12 protein-coding genes and 1 pseudogene are annotated in these 16,512 nt (G+C 74.9%); 4 read left to right on the top strand and 9 right to left on the bottom strand.

Going from position 1 to position 16,512, the window contains the following annotated elements:
• The 3 genes from ACYC1Z_RS08855 to cofD form a co-directional block, all read right to left on the bottom strand.
• A partial coding sequence (locus tag ACYC1Z_RS08855) for a DEAD/DEAH box helicase (RefSeq protein ID WP_461409160.1) occupies nucleotides 1–4,761 on the bottom strand: 4,761 nt, incomplete at its 3' end.
• A gap of 15 nt (nucleotides 4,762–4,776) precedes the next feature.
• A complete protein-coding gene (gene cofC / locus ACYC1Z_RS08850; protein WP_461409159.1) occupies nucleotides 4,777–5,397 on the bottom strand; it encodes a 2-phospho-L-lactate guanylyltransferase in 621 nt (206 codons plus the stop codon).
• A complete protein-coding gene (gene cofD / locus ACYC1Z_RS08845) occupies nucleotides 5,394–6,362 on the bottom strand; it encodes a 2-phospho-L-lactate transferase (RefSeq protein WP_461409158.1) in 969 nt (322 codons plus the stop codon). The genes cofC and cofD overlap by 4 nt, the downstream gene beginning before the upstream one ends.
• A gap of 39 nt (nucleotides 6,363–6,401) precedes the next feature.
• Here cofD and ACYC1Z_RS08840 point away from each other — a divergent pair, with 39 nt between their 5' ends.
• From ACYC1Z_RS08840 to ACYC1Z_RS08830, 3 genes are all read left to right on the top strand, one after another.
• Nucleotides 6,402–6,629, top strand: a complete 228-nt coding sequence (locus ACYC1Z_RS08840) for a DUF3046 domain-containing protein (RefSeq protein ID WP_461409157.1) — start codon at nucleotides 6,402–6,404, stop codon at nucleotides 6,627–6,629.
• A 299-nt stretch (nucleotides 6,630–6,928) separates the two neighbouring features.
• The gene (gene recA, locus ACYC1Z_RS08835) at nucleotides 6,929–7,993 is read left to right on the top strand and encodes a recombinase RecA (protein ID WP_461409156.1); all 1,065 of its coding nucleotides are present in this window, start codon (nucleotides 6,929–6,931) and stop codon (nucleotides 7,991–7,993) included.
• A 4-nt stretch (nucleotides 7,994–7,997) separates the two neighbouring features.
• Nucleotides 7,998–8,591 (top strand): regulatory protein RecX, encoded by a 594-nt coding sequence (locus ACYC1Z_RS08830; protein WP_461409155.1) that lies wholly within the window; start codon nucleotides 7,998–8,000, stop codon nucleotides 8,589–8,591.
• A gap of 52 nt (nucleotides 8,592–8,643) precedes the next feature.
• Here the strand turns inward: ACYC1Z_RS08830 and ACYC1Z_RS08825 are convergent, their stop codons facing one another.
• The 6 genes from ACYC1Z_RS08825 to gcvP form a co-directional block, all read right to left on the bottom strand.
• Nucleotides 8,644–9,501, bottom strand: coding sequence for an amino acid ABC transporter permease (locus tag ACYC1Z_RS08825; protein WP_461409154.1), 858 nt, complete (start codon nucleotides 9,499–9,501; stop codon nucleotides 8,644–8,646).
• Nucleotides 9,498–10,202, bottom strand: a complete 705-nt coding sequence (locus ACYC1Z_RS08820; protein ID WP_461409153.1) for an amino acid ABC transporter permease — start codon at nucleotides 10,200–10,202, stop codon at nucleotides 9,498–9,500. Before ACYC1Z_RS08820 ends, ACYC1Z_RS08825 begins: the two co-directional genes overlap by 4 nt.
• A gap of 85 nt (nucleotides 10,203–10,287) precedes the next feature.
• Entirely contained in the window at nucleotides 10,288–11,151 is an 864-nt protein-coding gene (locus ACYC1Z_RS08815) for a glutamate ABC transporter substrate-binding protein (RefSeq protein WP_461409152.1), read from the bottom strand.
• A gap of 50 nt (nucleotides 11,152–11,201) precedes the next feature.
• The gene (locus tag ACYC1Z_RS08810; protein WP_461409151.1) at nucleotides 11,202–11,996 is read right to left on the bottom strand and encodes an amino acid ABC transporter ATP-binding protein; all 795 of its coding nucleotides are present in this window, start codon (nucleotides 11,994–11,996) and stop codon (nucleotides 11,202–11,204) included.
• Between the two features lie 83 nt (nucleotides 11,997–12,079).
• Entirely contained in the window at nucleotides 12,080–13,222 is a 1,143-nt protein-coding gene (gene gcvT / locus ACYC1Z_RS08805) for a glycine cleavage system aminomethyltransferase GcvT (protein WP_461409150.1), read from the bottom strand.
• Nucleotides 13,219–16,119 carry an aminomethyl-transferring glycine dehydrogenase gene (gene gcvP, locus ACYC1Z_RS08800; protein ID WP_461409149.1) on the bottom strand — a complete coding sequence of 967 codons (2,901 nt, stop codon included), beginning with the start codon at nucleotides 16,117–16,119 and terminating at the stop codon, nucleotides 13,219–13,221. The genes gcvT and gcvP overlap by 4 nt, the downstream gene beginning before the upstream one ends.
• A gap of 90 nt (nucleotides 16,120–16,209) precedes the next feature.
• On the opposite strand from gcvP, the pseudogene ACYC1Z_RS08795 reads away from it, so the two are divergent.
• Nucleotides 16,210–16,512: pseudogene (locus ACYC1Z_RS08795) on the top strand (tRNA (N6-isopentenyl adenosine(37)-C2)-methylthiotransferase MiaB); the annotation flags it as partial.

The raw sequence follows: 16,512 nt of genomic DNA, 5'->3' as shown, positions 1-16,512 counted from the left end.
TTGGAGTGTGAGCGGCCCCAGGGCGCCGCGTGCGGCGACCCGCGCGAGGGCGGCCGTCGCCGCCGTCAGCGTGACCGCGTCCCGGGTGAAGGAGAGCAGGGTGCGGCCGCCCCGCTCCACGTAGAGGACGGCGGCGCCGTCGACCAGGACGACGACCGAGCCGGCCTTGCGGCCGGGCCGGTGTCCCTCGCCGCCGTCCGGCACCGGCCACCCCAGCGCCGCGCCGTACGGATTCGCCGGGTCGGTGGCGGCCAGGACGTGGACCAGGGGCTCGGCGGCCGGCAGCCCCTCGACGGCCACCGAAGACCGCGCGGCGAGCGCCGCGGCGTCCCCGCGGAGCCGGTCGACCACCTCGGGCAGGGCGAACTGGGCGGCGCCCAGCCCCTCGACGAAGTACCCGCGCCGCACCTGGCCGGCCTCCTCCAGCCGCCGGAGCACCTGGTAGGCCGCACCGAAGCCGCCGGGCACCGCCTCCAGGCCCGCCGCGCCCCGGACCAGGACCCCGTGGCGCTCGAGCAGCGCCAGGGTCTGGGCGGTGACCCGCCCGGTGTGCTCCTGGGTGGGCCCGCTCCCCGCCCCGCCGCTCACGGACGCCGCCGGTACCCGCCCCGGTACGAGCGACCACCGGCCCACGGCCGACGGCGGCGAGACCGCGCCGGCCGGCCGCCCCGACAGTGCCGTGCGGGAGAGCGAGCCGCGCCGCAGCCGGCCCACCGAGCGTGCCCGTGCCGCCCGCGGCTCCGTCGCGTGGGCCGGCCGGCCGCCGCCGAGGCGGGCCCGCAGCGGGGCGAGGGTGTCGTTGGTGACCAGGCCGTCCCACACCAGCTCCCACAGCGCCTCGAGAACCTCGACGGGTAGCGCGGCGGCGCCGTCGACCGCGCCCGGCAGCAGCTCCCGGAAGAAACGCCCGCCGCCGTCACCCAGCGCCCCCAGCAGATACTCGTGCAGGGCGGGCCGCGGGCCCGGCGTCGGTGGTGGGGCGAGCGTGTCCAGGTCTGCGGGGAGCAGGCAGACCAGCCCGTCGACGCCGGCGAGCGCGCCGGCCCCCACCCACAGCACCTCGCCCGAACCGGTGAGCTCGTCCAGCAGGGCGGGTGCGTAGTCCCGCACCCGGGCGGGCAGCACCAGGGACTCGAGGGCGGAGGCGGGCACCACGGCCCCGGCGAGCTGCTCGACCACCGCGAGCACACCGTCCACCCCGCGCAGCTCCGGGGCGGCGCCGGTGGCGACCACGCGCTGCCACCGGGGGGTGAAGACTCCGAGCGAGCGGGCCGGGACCGGCTCGACCTCGCTACGCAGCCGCGCGAGCGAACGACGCCGGATCCGCCGCATGACGTCGGCGTCGCAGTACTCCGGCGCCGGGAGGCCGGCGAGCGCGCCCGACGCGTCGTCGCCGGGGGCCGCGCCGTCGGGCGGGACCGGGCTCAGCCGGCCCGTCACGACGAGGCCGGTGCGCACGAGGTCGGCCAGCACGGGCAGCACCGCGCCCGGGGCGAGCCCCAGCCGCGCGGCCAGGGCGGCGGCCGGGAACGGGCCGCGCGTGCGGGCGTGCCGGCGCACCAGGTCCCCGAGCGGGTCCGCCACCGGCTCGAGCACCGACTCGGGCAGGCCCACCGGCAGGGCGGTACCGAGCGCGTCGCGCAGCCGCCCCGCGTCCTCGACGACGGCCCACTGCTCGGCCCCGGCGACCCGCACGGGGATGACCCGGCGCTGGGCGGCGAGGTCCGCGAGCCAGGTGGGGACGAGGTCCGGTCCGGTGGCGCGCTCGGCGAGGTCGGCGACCCCGACCGGGCCCAGCCGGCGGAGCACGTCCACGAGCCCCTCGGCGTCGCGCACCCGGGCACGCTCGGTGCGCAGCCCCACCTCGGCAGCCACCTCGGCCACCGCCGCCGGGTCCAGCAGGTCGGCGAGATCCCCCAGGTCCGAGCCGACCAGCTCGGCGAGCAGCGCCGGGTCGAGCGTGAGCGCCGCCGCCCGACGCTCGGCGAGCGGGGCGTCGTCGCCGTAGAGGAACTGCGCGACGTACCCCATCAACAGGGACCGGGCGAACGGCGACGGAGCGGTCGTCTCCACCTCGACGACGCGCACCTCCCGGGCCGCGACGCGGCGCATGAGGTCGATGAGCGCGGGCACGTCGAAGTCGTCCTGCAGGCACTCCCGGACGGCTTCGAGGACCACCGGGAAATCGGGGTACTGCGCCGCGACGGCGAGCAGCTGCGCGCTGCGGTGGCGCTGCTGCCACAGGGGCTGACGCCGGTCGGGCCGGCGCCGCGGCAGCAGGAGCGAGCGCGCGGCCCCCTCGCGGAACCGGGCGGCGAAATGGGCCGAGCCGGTCAGCGACCGGACCACCTGCCCGGAGACCTCCGCCGGGTCCAGCAGCAGCTCGGTGACGTCGAGCCGCCCGCCGCCGTCCCCGCCCTCGACGTCGGGCAGCCGCAGCACGATGCCGTCGTCGCTGGGGGCGGCGGCCACGTCCATCCCGGTGGCCTCGCGCAGGCGGGCGGCGAGCACCAGCGCCCACGGGGCGTGCACCCGGGCGCCGTAGGGGGAGTGGACGACGACGCGCCAGTCCCCGAGCTCGTCGCGGAACCGTTCGACGACGATGGTGCGGTCGTCGGGCAGCGTGGCGGTGGCCGCCCGCTGCTCGTCCAGATAGGCCAGCAGGTTCGCGGACGCCCACCCGTCCAGGCCGGCGAGGACGTCGGCGTCGGTGCCGCGCGTCGACAGCTCCCGCACCGCCGTCCCGACGGCGCGCCCGAGCTCGGCCGGCCGGCCGGGCGTGTCGCCCTTCCAGAACGGCAGCCGGCCCGGCTGCCCCGGCGCCGGGGAGACGAGGACGCGGTCGGGGGTGATGGCCTCGATGCGCCAGGTGCTCGTGCCCAGCGTGAACGTATCGCCCACGCGGGACTCGTAGACCATCTCCTCGTCGAGCTCGCCCACGCGCCGCCCGCCGCCCCGTGCCCCGGCGGTGACGGCGGCCGGGTTCCACCCGGTGCCCCTCCCGCCGCCCACCCCGGTGCCGGGTGCCGCGCCGTCGCCCGGCCCGGCCGTCGAGGTGGCGAGGTAGACGCCGTAGAGGCCACGGTCGGGGATCGTGCCGCCGGAGGTGACCGCCAGGCGCAGCGCACCGGGACGGGCGCGCAGCATCCCGGTACTGCGGTCCCACACGATGCGGGGCCGCAGCTCGGCGAAGTCCTCGCTGGGGTAGCGGCCGGCGAGCATGTCGAGCACGGCGTGCAGGGACCGTTCGCCGAGGGTGGCGAACGGGGCGCTGCGCCGGACGCGGGCGGCGAGCTCGTTCACGGTCAGGTCCTCGACGGCGAGCATCGCCACGACCTGCTGGGCGAGCACGTCCAGCGGGCCGGCCGGGACGTGCAGCTCCTCGATGAGGCCACCGCGGGCGCGGGCCGCGCTGACCGCGGTGGGGAGCAGCTCGCCGCGGTGGGTGGGGAGCACGACGCCGTGGGAGACGGCACCGACCTGGTGCCCGGCGCGCCCGATCCGCTGCAGCGCGGCGGCGACCGACGGCGGTGCGCCCACCTGGATGACCAGGTCCACCGCGCCCATGTCGATCCCCAGCTCCAGGGAGGAGGTGGACACCACGGCCCGCAGCCGCCCGGCCTTGAGATCGCTCTCCGTGCGCACCCGCTCCTCGCGGCTCATCGAGCCGTGGTGCGCGCGGGCGACCACGTCCGTCGTGGCCAGGGCCGTGCCCGACTGGCCGGGCACGGCCGCGGACCAGGTGCTGCCGGCCGCGGCGACGGTCTCGGCGCCGCCCAGCCCCTCGGTGCGGGCCCGCCACTCCTCGTTGAGCCGGGCGGTGAGCCGCTCGGCGGACCGGCGCGAGTTGGTGAAGACGATGGTCGAGCGGTGCTCGGCCACCAGGTCCACGACCCGCTCCGTCAGGTGCGGCCACACGGACGGGTGGCCTCGCTCCGGTTGCTCGGTCGCCTCCGGTGAGCCGTCGTCGGCCGCCCGGGCGGCCGCGCGCAGAGGCGTCGCCGCCGGGTCGGCGAGGTCCTCCACGGGGACGACGACGTCGATGCGCAGCTCCTTGACGGACTCCGGCTGCACCACCCGCACCGGGCGCCCGCCGTCGGGTAGGCCGCGGTGCCCGGCGAGGAAGGTGGCGACGGCGGACGCCGGCCGGACCGTCGCCGAGAGGCCGACCCGCTGCGCCGGGGCGGGCAGCAGGGCGTCGAGCCGTTCGAGGGAGAGGGCCAGGTGCGCGCCGCGCTTGGTGCCGGCGACGGCGTGCACCTCGTCGAGGATGACGGTGCGCACGCCCCGCAGCCCCTCCCGGGCCGCGGACGTCAGGACGAGGTAGAGCGACTCCGGGGTGGTGATGAGGATGTCGGGCGGGTGGGTGGCCAGGCGGCGCCGCTCGGACGCGGGCGTGTCCCCGGTGCGCGTGCCCACGCGGACGGCGTGGACGGGGACGCCCAGGCGGGCGGCCGCGTGGGAGATCCCGACGAGCGGGGAGCGCAGGTTGCGCTCGACGTCGGCCGCCAGCGCCTTGAGCGGGGACACGTACAGCACCCGGCACCGCTCGCCCTCCTCGGGCACGTCCCCGGTGAGCATCCGGTCCAGTGCCCACAGGAAGGCGGCGAGCGTCTTGCCGGAACCGGTGGGGGCGACGACGAGCGCGTGGTCGCCGGAGGAGATGGCGTCCCACGCCCCGAGCTGGGCGGGCGTCGGCGCCGCGAACGCGTCGTCGAACCACGCCCGGGTGGGGGCGGAGAACGGCACCTCGGTCGGCATCAGCCCATTGTGCGCTCAGCCGGTGACATCGCGCCGGACGCGGGCGCGTACGCCGGGTGCGAGCGCCACCCAGTCCTCGGGGGTGTCCAGGTCGGTCGCCAGACCCGGGCCGGTGACCGCCCGGGCGGTCAGGCCGAGCCGGGTGGCCTCGGCCCGGTGGGCCGCCAGGCTGCCCGGACCGAACCGGAAGACGAAGTCGCGGCGGGCCGGCGCGAGGACGACGGCGTTGGTACCCCCGCCCACGCGGTCGCCGGCCAGCGCCACCGGCCCCGCCGCGTCCAGCAGCGCGGCGACGTCCGTCCCGGTGAGGGCCGGCAGGTCGGCGTGCACGACGAGGAGCCGGTCGGCGCCGCGCTCGACGGCGAGGTCGCGGGCGTACGAGACCGCACCGTTGAGATCCGCCCCGGCCTGCTGGGCGACCACACGCAGGCGCGGGTGCTCGCCGAGGACGGCGGCCGCGGCGGGATCCGCCATGACGAGCAGGACCTGACCCACCCGGGCCTCGGCCAGCAGCGTGGCGAGGACGTGCCGGGCGAGCGCGGCGACGAGGCGGCCCCGCGCAGCGTCGTCCAGCACACCGGCCAGGCGGCTCTTGCCGGACAGGTCCCGCAGCGGGACGACGGCGACCGTGGTCACGACGGCGTGGCGGCGAGCAGCTCACGGGCGAGGCGTTCACGGCCCGCCCCCGGCCCCATCACCGTGTCCGTGACCAGGACCTCCATGCCGAGGTCGGCGACGGCGGGGGCGAGGTCCCGGTCGCGGACGTCCAGGCACATGACGTCGACGAGCCCGGCGTACAGGCGGGCGACGCCGAGTGCGGAGACCTCGTGCCCCAGGCTCGCGAGCATCTTCCCGGCCGGCCCCTTCAGCGCCCGGCCGCCGACGATGGGGGAGACGGCGACCCGCCGCGCCGGGCTGCCCGCCAGCGCGTCGCGCACGCCCGGGACCGCGAGGATCGGGCCGATGCTGACGAACGGGTTCGACGGCGCGAGGACGACGACATCGGCGCCGGTCAGCGCGGCGAGCACGCCGGGGGCGGGGCTCGAGTCCGCGACGCCGTCGAGCACGACGGCCGTGACCTCGTCGCGCTGGCCACGGGCGACGAAGTACTCCTGGAACGGTAGCCGCCCGGCGGGGGTGTCCACCAGGGTGGCGACCGGGTCGTCGGTCATGGGCAGCAGACGGGCGGTGACCCCGGCCGCCGCGGCGAGCCGTGCCGTCACGTGTGACAGCGGTGCGCCGGCGCGGCGGCGGGCGGTGCGGACCAGGTGGGTGGCGAGGTCCTGGTCGCCCAGGTGGAACCAGACGTCCTCGCCGAGGCGGGCGACGGCGTCGAGCGTGGCGTGGCTATCCCCGGCGAGGCCCCAGCCCTGGGCCGTGTCCGCCCAGCCTGCGAGGGTGTACATCACCGTGTCCAGGTCGGGGCTGATCGCGAGCCCGTAGAGCTCGAAGTCGTCACCGGTGTTGACGACGACGGTGAGGTCGTCGACGACGGCGGTGAGGCCGTGGGCGAGCTTCGCACCGCCGACGCCGCCGGCGAGAACCGTCACCGTCGGCCGGGACCGGTCCGGGGCGGGGACCGGCGGGGGCGGGGTGGGCACGACGTCGAGGGTAGTCGCCGGGCGTGACACCCTGGGACGGTGAAGCACTCGGAGTTCTGGAAGGTCGTCCAGGAGACCTTCGGCGCCTACGGCCGGTCGCTGGCCGAGGACCTGGTGCTGGTGGGCCTCGGGCGCACCTCCGTGCAGGCGCTCGCCGACGGTGTCCCGCCCCGGGAGGTCTGGGACGCGCTGTGCGACGAGATGGAGCTGGACGAGGCCACCCGGTGGCGGCACCGCCGCGACCCCAAGGAGAAGAGCAAGCGGTAGCCGGAGCGTGCCGGGCCGGCCGGGTCGCCCGGCACACCCGGGCCGAACCAGGCGACGAGCGCCCGGCCGAACCCACCGGCGTGTCGTCTCGGCTCGAACAGACGTTCGCCGTACGCTCCCCGTGAGACGGCGACGTCCGCGGGATCTCCACAGCCAGGGAGGGGCCCGCAGCCGGATGTCGGTGGTCGGGCATAGCGTCGTCTCCAGGTGGTCGCCCGGCGAGGGCGCTCCCCGCACAAGACCAGCCCCTGACCGAACCAGGGCCGCCCGAGGCGGCCCCTGCCGAGAGGTGAACCGACATGCCCGCTCCTGTAGCAGACCGCAGCAAGGCCCTGGAGGCCGCGCTCAGCCAGATCGATCGCCAGTTCGGCAAGGGATCGATCATGCGTCTGGGTGACGAGGTCCGTCCCAAGGTGCGGGTCATCCCCACCGGCTCCGTCGCGCTCGACGTCGCGCTCGGCATCGGGGGCCTGCCCCGCGGCCGCGTGGTCGAGATCTACGGCCCGGAGTCCTCCGGCAAGACCACCCTGGCGCTGCACGCCGTGGCCAACGCCCAGCGCGCCGGCGGCATCGCGGGGTTCATCGACGCCGAGCACGCGCTCGACCCCGAGTACGCCCAGAAGCTCGGCGTGGACACCGACAACCTTCTCGTCTCCCAGCCGGACACCGGCGAGCAGGCGCTGGAGATCGCGGACATGCTGATCCGCTCCGGTGCGCTCGACATCCTGGTCATCGACTCCGTCGCGGCGCTCACGCCGAAGGCGGAGATCGAGGGCGAGATGGGTGACTCCCACGTGGGTCTGCAGGCCCGGCTCATGTCGCAGGCGCTGCGCAAGATCACCGGTGCGCTGTCCGCCTCGGGCACCACGGCGATCTTCATCAACCAGCTCCGCGAGAAGATCGGGGTCTTCTTCGGCTCCCCGGAGACGACGACCGGTGGCAAGGCGCTGAAGTTCTACGCCTCGGTGCGCCTGGACATCCGCCGCATCGAGACCCTCAAGGACGGTGGCGAGGCGTACGGCAACCGCACCCGCGTCAAGGTCGTCAAGAACAAGATGGCCCCGCCCTTCAAGCAGGCCGAGTTCGACATCCTCTACGGGGAGGGCATCTCGCGCGAGGCCAGCCTGCTGGACCTCGGCGTCGACAACGGCGTCGTCCGCAAGTCGGGTGCCTGGTACACCTACGAGGGCGACCAGCTCGGCCAGGGCAAGGAGAAGTCCCGGCAGTTCCTCAAGGACAACCCCGAGCTCGCGGACGAGATCGAGCGGAAGATCCTCGCCAAGCTCGGCATCGGTGAGCACGCCGACGAGGCGGCCGGCGCGGCCGCGGCCACGGTCGTCGCCGAGGCCGCGGTCGACTTCTGAGCCGATGAGCGCACCGCAGGGCCGGCGGCGCCGGGCCCGTCCCGGGCTCGAGCCGCCGCCGGTCGGCGCCGCCGCGACGGACCGCGAGCCGCCGGCGGGGGACGTCGCCCGCACCATCGCCCTCCGGCTGCTCACGGCCGCCCCCCGCAGCCGGGCGGAGCTCGCTGCCGCGATGGCGAAGCGGGACGTGCCCGAGGAGGTCGCGTCGGCGGTCCTCGACCGCTTCACCGAGGTCGGGCTCGTCGACGACGTCGCGTACGCGGAGATGCTCGTGCGCACCCGGCACGGTGAGCGGGGCCTCGCCCGCCGCGCGCTGGCGGTGGAGCTGCGCCGCCGCGGCATCGCGGACGAGGTGGCCGCCGGCGCCCTCGAGCAGGTCGGCGACGAGGACGAGCTCGCGGCCGCCCACCGTCTTGCCGAGAAGAGGGCCCGCGCCACCCGCGGCCTCGACCCGCGGACCCGGCGCCGCCGGCTGGCCGGCGCGCTCGGGCGCCGCGGGTTCGACGGGGGCACGGCCATGCGCGTCATCGACGAGGTCCTCGCGGCCGAGGGGGTGGACCCGCCGGCCGAGCCGGGCGCGTGGGACGAGCCGGACTGATGCCCCGGCCGCGGGGCGGGCCCGGTCAGGCCCGCGGCCGGCCGGGCGCGGGTCAGTCCCCGGCGTCGACGGCCGCGAGCTCGGTGGGCCGCGTGACGACGGCGGTCCGCCGGCTCAGTCGCCGGGCCACCCGTTCCGCCACCCAGGTCAGGCTGTAGTTGATGACGATGAACACCGCCGCGGCCACGATCAGCGCCGGGAGCAGGTTCGCGAACGTCGAACCCACCAGGCGGGCCGCCCGGAGCAGCTCGCTGTAGGTGATGATGTATCCCAGCGCGGTGTCCTTGAGGATGACGACGAGCTGGCTGATCATCGACGGCATCATCGCGATGAGGGCCTGCGGGATCTCCACCAGGCGCAGGCTCTTCCCCCGCGACAGGCCGATGGCCAGCGCCGCCTCGCGCTGACCGCTCGGCAGGTTGTCCACGCCGGAGCGGACCAGCTCCGCGACGACCGAGCCGTTGTAGAGCGTCAGTGCCACCACGACCGCGTAGAACGGCGGCTCGGCGCTCCAGAAGCCCTCCGTGTAGGAGAAGAGGTTGTAGAAGAAGATCATCATCACCAGCACGGGCACGGCGCGGAAGAACTCCACGACGACGCCGCTGGCCACCCGGACGGTGCGCCGCTGCGAGAGGCGGCCCAGCCCGAAGAGCAGCCCGAAGGCGTTCGCCGTCACGATGGACACGGCGGCCGCGCGGACCGTGTTCCACAGCCCGACGAGGAGATAGTCGACCCAGACCGACTCGGTGAGGAACGGGTTCCACTTCGCGGCGGTGAGCTGGTCCTTGGTCGCCAGCCCGGAGACCATCCACACGCCGAGGCCGAGGACGACGAGGGCCCCGAGGACATTGACGGCCAGGATGCGGCGCCGGGCGCGCGGCCCGGGCGTGTCGAACAGCACGGTGCTCATCGGGCCACCCCCAGCCGTCGCGACAGGGAGGTCGTCACGAGGCCGATGGGCAGGACGATGATCACCCAGCCCAGCGCGACCATCAGGAAGATCGCGACCATGAGGTCGGGCCGGAACTCGATCATGGTGTTCATCACCGACGCGGCCTGGAAGACCCCCGCAGCCTGGGCGACGGTGGAGTTCTTCGCCAGCGCGATGAGGGTGTTGCCCAGCGGGGCGATGGCACCGCGGATCGCCTGCGGCAGGATGACGATCCGCATGGACTGGCCGAAGCCGAGGCCGATGGCGCGAGCGGCCTCGGCCTGCCCCGCCGGCACCGTGTTCACCCCCGAGCGCAGCGACTCGCAGACGAACGCGGCGGTGTACAGGCTCAGCCCCAGCACGGCGAGCAGGAACCCGTTCGTGGAGATGTCGACCCGGCCGGCCTCGTTGCGGGCCAGGATGACCTCGAGCTGGCCGAACAGGCCGAGGGAGCAGAACAGGATGACGAGCGTCAGCGGGGTGTTGCGCACGATGTTGACGTACGTGGCACCCGCCCACCGCAGGCTCGGCGCGGGGGAGACCCGCATGATCGCGAGCACCGTGCCGAGCACGAACGCGAACACGGCCGAGAAGGCCGTCAGCCTGATGTTGACCCAGAAGGCACCCAGCAGGTCGTAGGTGCCGAGGAGCTCGGCCATGTCGCCCAGGTACCCGCCCACGTGGGCCTCCTTCCACTCTCACTCACGTCGGCGGACCGACGGACGGGGGCGGCACCCGGGTCGAGGTCCGGGTGCCGCCGTCGGCTCACGCGCAGGGCTGGGGCTCCGGCGGGTTGAGGTCCGCGTTCCAGGTGAAGTTCTCGCCGACGTTCTTCGCGATGAGCTTCTCCCACGTCCCGTCGTCGATCATCTCGGTGATGGCGGCGTTGACGTCCTCGCAGACGGTGTTGTCCTGCGGCAGGCCGACGCCGTAGTTCTCCTCCGAGAACGGGTTGCCGACCACCTTGAACTTGCCCGCGTACTGCGACTGGGCGGCGTAGCCGGCGAGGATGACGTCGTCGGTGGTGACGGCGTCGACCGTGCCGGCGCTGAGGAACTCCACGCACTCGGAGTAGGTCTGGGCCGGGTACAGCTCGACCCCCACGGAGTAGTCGTCCCGGATGCGCTCGGCCGACGTCGAACCCTCCACCGAGCACAGCACCTTGCCGTCCAGGGTGTCCGGGCCGGTGATCTCGGTGTCGGCGGTGTTGACCAGGAGGTCCTGGCCGGCGACGAAGTACGGCCCGGCGAAGGCGACCCGCTCCTTGCGGGCGTCGGTGATCGAGTACGTCGCGAAGATCATGTCGACTGAGCCGTTCTCCAGCAGCGTCTCGCGCTGGGAGGAGACGGACTCCACCCACTTGATGTTCTCCGGGGCGTAGCCGAGCTTGCCCGCCACGTAGGTGGCGACGTCGACGTCGAACCCGGTGTACGTGGAGCCCTCCTGCAGGCCCAGGCCCGGTTGGTCGAACTTGATGCCGATCGTCACCCCTTCGCCCGAGCCGCCGCCGGTCGTCGCGCCGTCGGTGGTCGGCGCATCGGTCTGCCCGGGCTCGCCCCCCGAGCAGGCGGCCAGGGCCAGGGCGGCCACCAGGGTCAGGGCGAACCCTGCTTTGCGTGTGCCTCGCATGTCGTCTCCTTCAGGTCGGTCCCCGGTCCGGGGAGCGGATGTGGTGCGGATCAGTGGCTGAGCAGCTTGGAGAGGAAGTCCTTCGCGCGGTCCGATCTCGGGTGGGTGAAGAACTCCTCCGGAGTGTTCTCCTCGACGATCTGGCCGGCGTCCATGAAGATCACCCGATCGGCGGCCTTGCGGGCGAATCCCATCTCGTGGGTCACGACGACCATCGTCATCCCGTCCCGGGCCAGGGCCGTCATGACGTCGAGCACCTCGGTGATCATCTCCGGGTCGAGCGCGGAGGTGGGTTCGTCGAAGAGCATCACCTTCGGCTGCATGGCCAGGGCGCGGGCGATGGCCACCCGCTGCTGCTGCCCGCCGGAGAGCTGTGCGGGGTACTTGGTGACCTGGTCGGCCACGCCGACGCGTTCGAGGAGCGCCATCGCCCTCGTGCGCGCCTCGGCCGGCTTGACGCCCCTGGCCTTGATGGGCCCGAGCGTGACGTTGTCGAGGATCGACTTGTGGGCGAAGAGGTTGAAGGACTGGAAGACCATGCCGACGTCGGCCCGCAGCCGGGCCAGCTCCCGGCCCTCCGCCGGGAGCAGCTGCCCGTCGATGGTGATCGAGCCGCCGTCGATCGGCTCGAGCCGGTTGATGGCCCGGCACAGCGTCGACTTGCCGGAGCCGGACGGGCCGATGACCACGACCACCTCGCCCCGCCGCACCACGAGGTCGATGTCCTTGAGGACGTGCAGCTCGCCGAAGTGCTTGTTGACGTCCGTGAGCACGACCAGCGGCTCGCCGCGCGGGGCGGTGGGCGCCGGCCCCGCCGGGGTCGAGGTGTGGTTCGGGTCACTCATGTGCGCCAACCTAGCCATCGATGGAGTGAAATCTGTCATACCTGGGTAACAGTCCGGCTACAGTAGCGCACGATTTGACGATCCTATGACGGGCCCTTGACCTGTTGGTGGGGCGGTCGGGGGCGTGAGTAGAAGGGCAGCGGCACCACCTCGAACGGCTGCGCCCGGCCGCGCACGTCCACCTCGAGCGCGGTGCCGACGGCGGCGTGGCCGGCATCGACACGGGCCAGCGCGATCGGCCGCCCGAGCGTGGGGCTGGGCAGCCCCGAGGTGACGAACCCGACGTCCGCGCCGTCGGCGAGCACCCGCTGGTGCGCCCGCGCGGCCCGCGGTCCCGGGCCGCTCAGGCCGACGAGCACGCGCCCCTCGCCCCCCTCGTGCGCCGCCCGGGCCCGCACCAGGGCGGCGTGCCCGACGAAGTCCTTCGTCAGGTCGACGGACGCGCCGAGCCCGGCGGCGTACGGGTCGACCTCGAGGGTGAGCTCGTGGCCGTAGAGCGGCATGCCGGCCTCCAGCCGCAGCGAGTCCCGGCAGGCGAGCCCGGTGGGCACCAGCCCGTGCGGCCCACCGGCCGCCAGCAGCGCCGCCCAGAGCGCGGGGGCGGCGTCGTCGGGCAGGAAGAGCTCGAAACCGTCCTCGCCGGTGTACCCGGTGCGGGCGAGGAGCACCTCGGTCCCGGCGACCGTCGCCGCGGCGGCGGCGTAGCGGCGGACGCCCGCGACGGCGTCCCGCTCCTTCGCGGGCACCAGGCCCAGGAGGACGGTCCACGCCGCCGGCCCCTGGACCGCCAGGAGCGACGTGGTCGCCGAGGCGTCGGTGACCACCGCGTCGAAGCCCGCGACCCGCTCGGTCAGGGCGGCGGCGACCGCGGCCGTGTTCCCGGCGTTGGGGACGACCAGGTACCGCTCCGGTGCCACGCGGTAGCAGATGAGGTCGTCGACGATGCCGCCGTCCGGGGCGCACAGCAGGGTGTACTTCGCACGCCCCACCGCGACGGCGGAGAGGCGGCCGACCAGCGCGTGGTCGAGGGCGTCCGCGGCGCCCGGGCCCGCCACCCAGACCTCGCCCATGTGGCCCAGGTCGAAGAGCCCGGCCGCCCCGCGCACCGCGTGGTGCTCGGCCAGGTCGGAGCTGTAGCGCAGCGGCATCTCCCAGCCGCCGAAATCGGTGAACGTCGCCCCCAGGGCGAGGTGCGCGTCGTACAGCGCGGTCCGGTGTCCCATCACCCCTCCTCGTACTCGCTGACCGGTGGGCAGGCACACACCAGGTTCCGGTCCCCGAAGGCGCCGTCGATGCGCCCCACCGGGGCGAAGTACCGGCCCTGGCGCAGGCTCGGCACCGGGAAGACCGCCTGCTCGCGCGGGTAGGGCCGGTCCCAGCCGGTGGTGGTGACGTCGGCGACGGTGTGCGGGGCGCGGCGCAGCGGGCTGGCCTCGACGGCGAAGTCGCCGGCGGCGACCTGGTCGATCTCCGCGCGGATGGCCCTCATCGCGGCCACGAACCGGTCGAGCTCGCCCAGGTCCTCGCTCTCGGTGGGCTCGACCATGAGCGTGCCCGCGACGGGGAACGCCAGCGTGGGCGCGTGGAACCCGTAGTCGATGAGCCGCTTCGCGACGTCCTCGGCCGTCACGCCGGTGCGCGCGGTCAGCTCACGCAGGTCGAGGATGCACTCGTGCGCCACGAGCCCGCCGGGACCGGAGTACAGGACCGGGAAGGACGGGGCGAGTTCCCGGGCCAGGTAGTTGGCGGCCAGCAGGGCGCCCTGGGTGGCCCGGGTCAGGCCCGCACCGCCCATGAGCGCCAGGTACGCCCAGCTGATGGGCAGCACCCCCGCCGAGCCGTGGCGCGACGCCGAGACCGGTGCCCCGCCCGGGCCGTCGCCGTCGGGCACGGGCCCGGCGGCGTCGCCGGGCAGGAACGGCACGAGGTGCTCACGCACGGCCACCGGCCCCACCCCCGGCCCGCCGCCCCCGTGCGGGATGCAGAACGTCTTGTGCAGGTTCAGGTGGCTGACGTCGCCGCCGAAGCGGCCGGGGCGGGCCAGCCCCACGAGGGCGTTGAGGTTCGCGCCGTCGACGTAGACCTGGCCGCCCGCGGCGTGGACGGCGTCGCACACCTCGGTGACGTCGGCGTCGAAGACGCCGTACGTCGAGGGGTAGGTGAGCATGATCGCGGCGACCCGCGGGCCGTGCTCGTCGAGCTTGGCGCGCAGGTCCGCGTGGTCGATCGTGCCGTCCGCGGCGGTGGCGACCACCACCACCCGCATCCCGGCGAGGACGGCGGAGGCGGCGTTCGTGCCGTGCGCGGACGCGGGGACGAGGCACACGGTGCGCCCCGCCTCGCCGCGTGTGCGGTGGTAGCCCCGGATCGCGAGCAGCCCGGCGAGCTCCCCCTGCGATCCCGCGTTCGGTTGCACGCTGACCCGGTCGTACCCGGTGATCACGGCCAGCCGCTCCTCGAGGTCGGCGATGAGCTCACGCCAGCCGACGGTCTGGTGGTCCGGCGCGAACGGGTGGATCGACGCGAACTCGGGCCACGTCATCGCCTCCATCTCCGTGGCGGCGTTGAGCTTCATGGTGCACGAGCCCAGCGGGATCATCGTGCGGTCCAGCGCGAGGTCCTTGTCCGAGAGCCGGCGCAGGTAACGCATCATCTGCGTCTCGGACCGGTGCTCGTGGAAGGTCGGGTGGGTGAGGAACGGGGACGTCCGCGCGAGCGGTGCCAGCGGGCCGCTCCCGGGCCCCGCGGCGGCCACCCGGGCGGCCGCGTCGGCCACCGCCGTCTGCGCGTGCGCCACCCCGAAGGCGGTGGCGACGACGGCGAGGTGTGCCGGTGTCGTCGTCTCGTCGCACGCCACGCCCACCCGGTCGGCGTCGACCAGGCGCAGGTTCACCCCGGCCGCCTCCGCGGCGGCGACGACGTCGCCGGCCCGGCCCGGCACCCGGACCGTGAGCGTGTCGAAGAAGTCCGTGTGCACCACGTCGGTGCCGTGGCCCGTGAGCACGGCCGCCAGGGTCCGGGCGGCGTCGTGGCAGTGCCGGGCGATCGCCGTCAGCCCCTCCGGCCCGTGGTAGACGGCGTAGCACCCGGCGACGATCGCCAGGAGCGACTGGGCGGTGCAGATGTTCGACGTCGCCCGCTCGCGGCGGATGTGCTGCTCGCGCGTCTGCAGCGCCAGCCGGTACGCCGGGGTGCCCGCCGCGTCCTTGGAGACCCCGACGAGCCGGCCGGGCAGCTGGCGCTCCAGCCCGGCCCGCACCGCCAGATAGGCGGCGTGCGGGCCGCCGTAGAAGAGCGGGACGCCCAGGCGCTGCGCGGAGCCGACGGCGATGTCGGCGCCCTGCTCACCCGGCGGGGCGATGAGCGTCAGGGCCAGCAGGTCCGCCGCCACCGCGACCAGTGCCCCGCGCTCTCGCGCCGCAGCGACGAGGGGGCCCAGGTCCCGCACGCGGCCGGAGGTGCCGGGCTGCTGGGCCACCACCCCCACCAGGTCCCCGGGCGGCAGCGCATCCAGGTCCGCGACCGCCACCTGGATGCCGACGGCGGCGGCACGCCCGCGCACCACGGCGAGCGTCTGCGGGTGCAGCTCCGCGTCGAGCAGCACGACGCCGTCGCCCCGGTGGGCGCGGCGCATGAGCAGGACCGCCTCGGCGACGGCCGTCGCCTCGTCCAGCAGCGACGCGTTGGCGACCGGCAGGCCGGTGAGGTCGGCGACCACGGTCTGGAAGTTCAGCAGCGCCTCGAGCCGCCCCTGGGAGATCTCCGGCTGGTACGGGGTGTAGGCGGTGTACCAGGCGGGGGAGTGCAGGACGTTGCGCACGATGACCGAGGGCGTCAGGGTGTCGTGGTAGCCCTGGCCGATCATCTGCACCCGGCGCACGTTCTGCGCCGCGATCTCGCGTAGCCGTGCCAGCACCTCGGCCTCGCTGCGGGCCGGCGGGAGGTCGAGGGGGGTGCGCAGGCGGATGCTCTCGGGCACGGCGGCGTCCACCAGCGCCTCGAGGCTGTCCAGGCCGAGGGTGGCGAGCATCCGGGCCGTGCCCGCCGGCCCGGGGCCGACGTGCCGCTCGACGAACGGGGCCTGTGGGGCCCTGGGGACGGGGTGGGTCTGTGTTGCGGTCATCGTGCTCCCTCGGCGTCGTCGGCGGTGTCGTCATCATGCCTCACCGGGCTGCGGGCCAGCCAGTGCGGGCCACCTAGACTGGACGTCACCATGACTGCTACCGCGCCGGGACCGGTGCGCACGTACCACGTGCGCACGCTGGGCTGCCAGATGAACGTGCACGACTCCGAGCGGCTCGCCGGGCTGCTCGAGGAACGTGGCTACGTGCCGGTGGCGTCCGTCCCGGCGGCGGCCGCCCGCGCGACCGACGCCGGGGACGGTGGCGCGGACGTCGTCGTCATCAACACGTGCTCGGTCCGGGAGAACGCCGCGACGCGCCTGTTCGGCAACCTGGGCCAGCTCGCCGCCGTCAAGCGGGAGCGTCCCGGTATGCAGATCGCCGTCGGCGGCTGC

The sequence above is a fragment of the Georgenia sp. genome (assembly GCF_054605595.1).
The sequence above is the reverse complement of the archived record's forward strand: the minus strand, read 5'-3'. Positions and strand labels throughout refer to the sequence as shown.

Bases quoted from the DNA above. Each gene is read 5' to 3' on its own strand.
- recA (WP_461409156.1), top strand. From the start codon at position 6,929: ATGCCCGCTCCTGTAGCAGACCGCAGCAAGGCCCTGGAGGCCGCGCTC.
- ACYC1Z_RS08830 (WP_461409155.1), top strand. From the start codon at position 7,998: ATGAGCGCACCGCAGGGCCGGCGGCGCCGGGCCCGTCCCGGGCTCGAG.
- ACYC1Z_RS08825 (WP_461409154.1), bottom strand. From the start codon at position 9,501: ATGAGCACCGTGCTGTTCGACACGCCCGGGCCGCGCGCCCGGCGCCGC.
- ACYC1Z_RS08815 (WP_461409152.1), bottom strand. From the start codon at position 11,151: ATGCGAGGCACACGCAAAGCAGGGTTCGCCCTGACCCTGGTGGCCGCC.
- ACYC1Z_RS08810 (WP_461409151.1), bottom strand. From the start codon at position 11,996: ATGAGTGACCCGAACCACACCTCGACCCCGGCGGGGCCGGCGCCCACC.
- gcvP (WP_461409149.1), bottom strand. From the start codon at position 16,119: ATGACCGCAACACAGACCCACCCCGTCCCCAGGGCCCCACAGGCCCCG.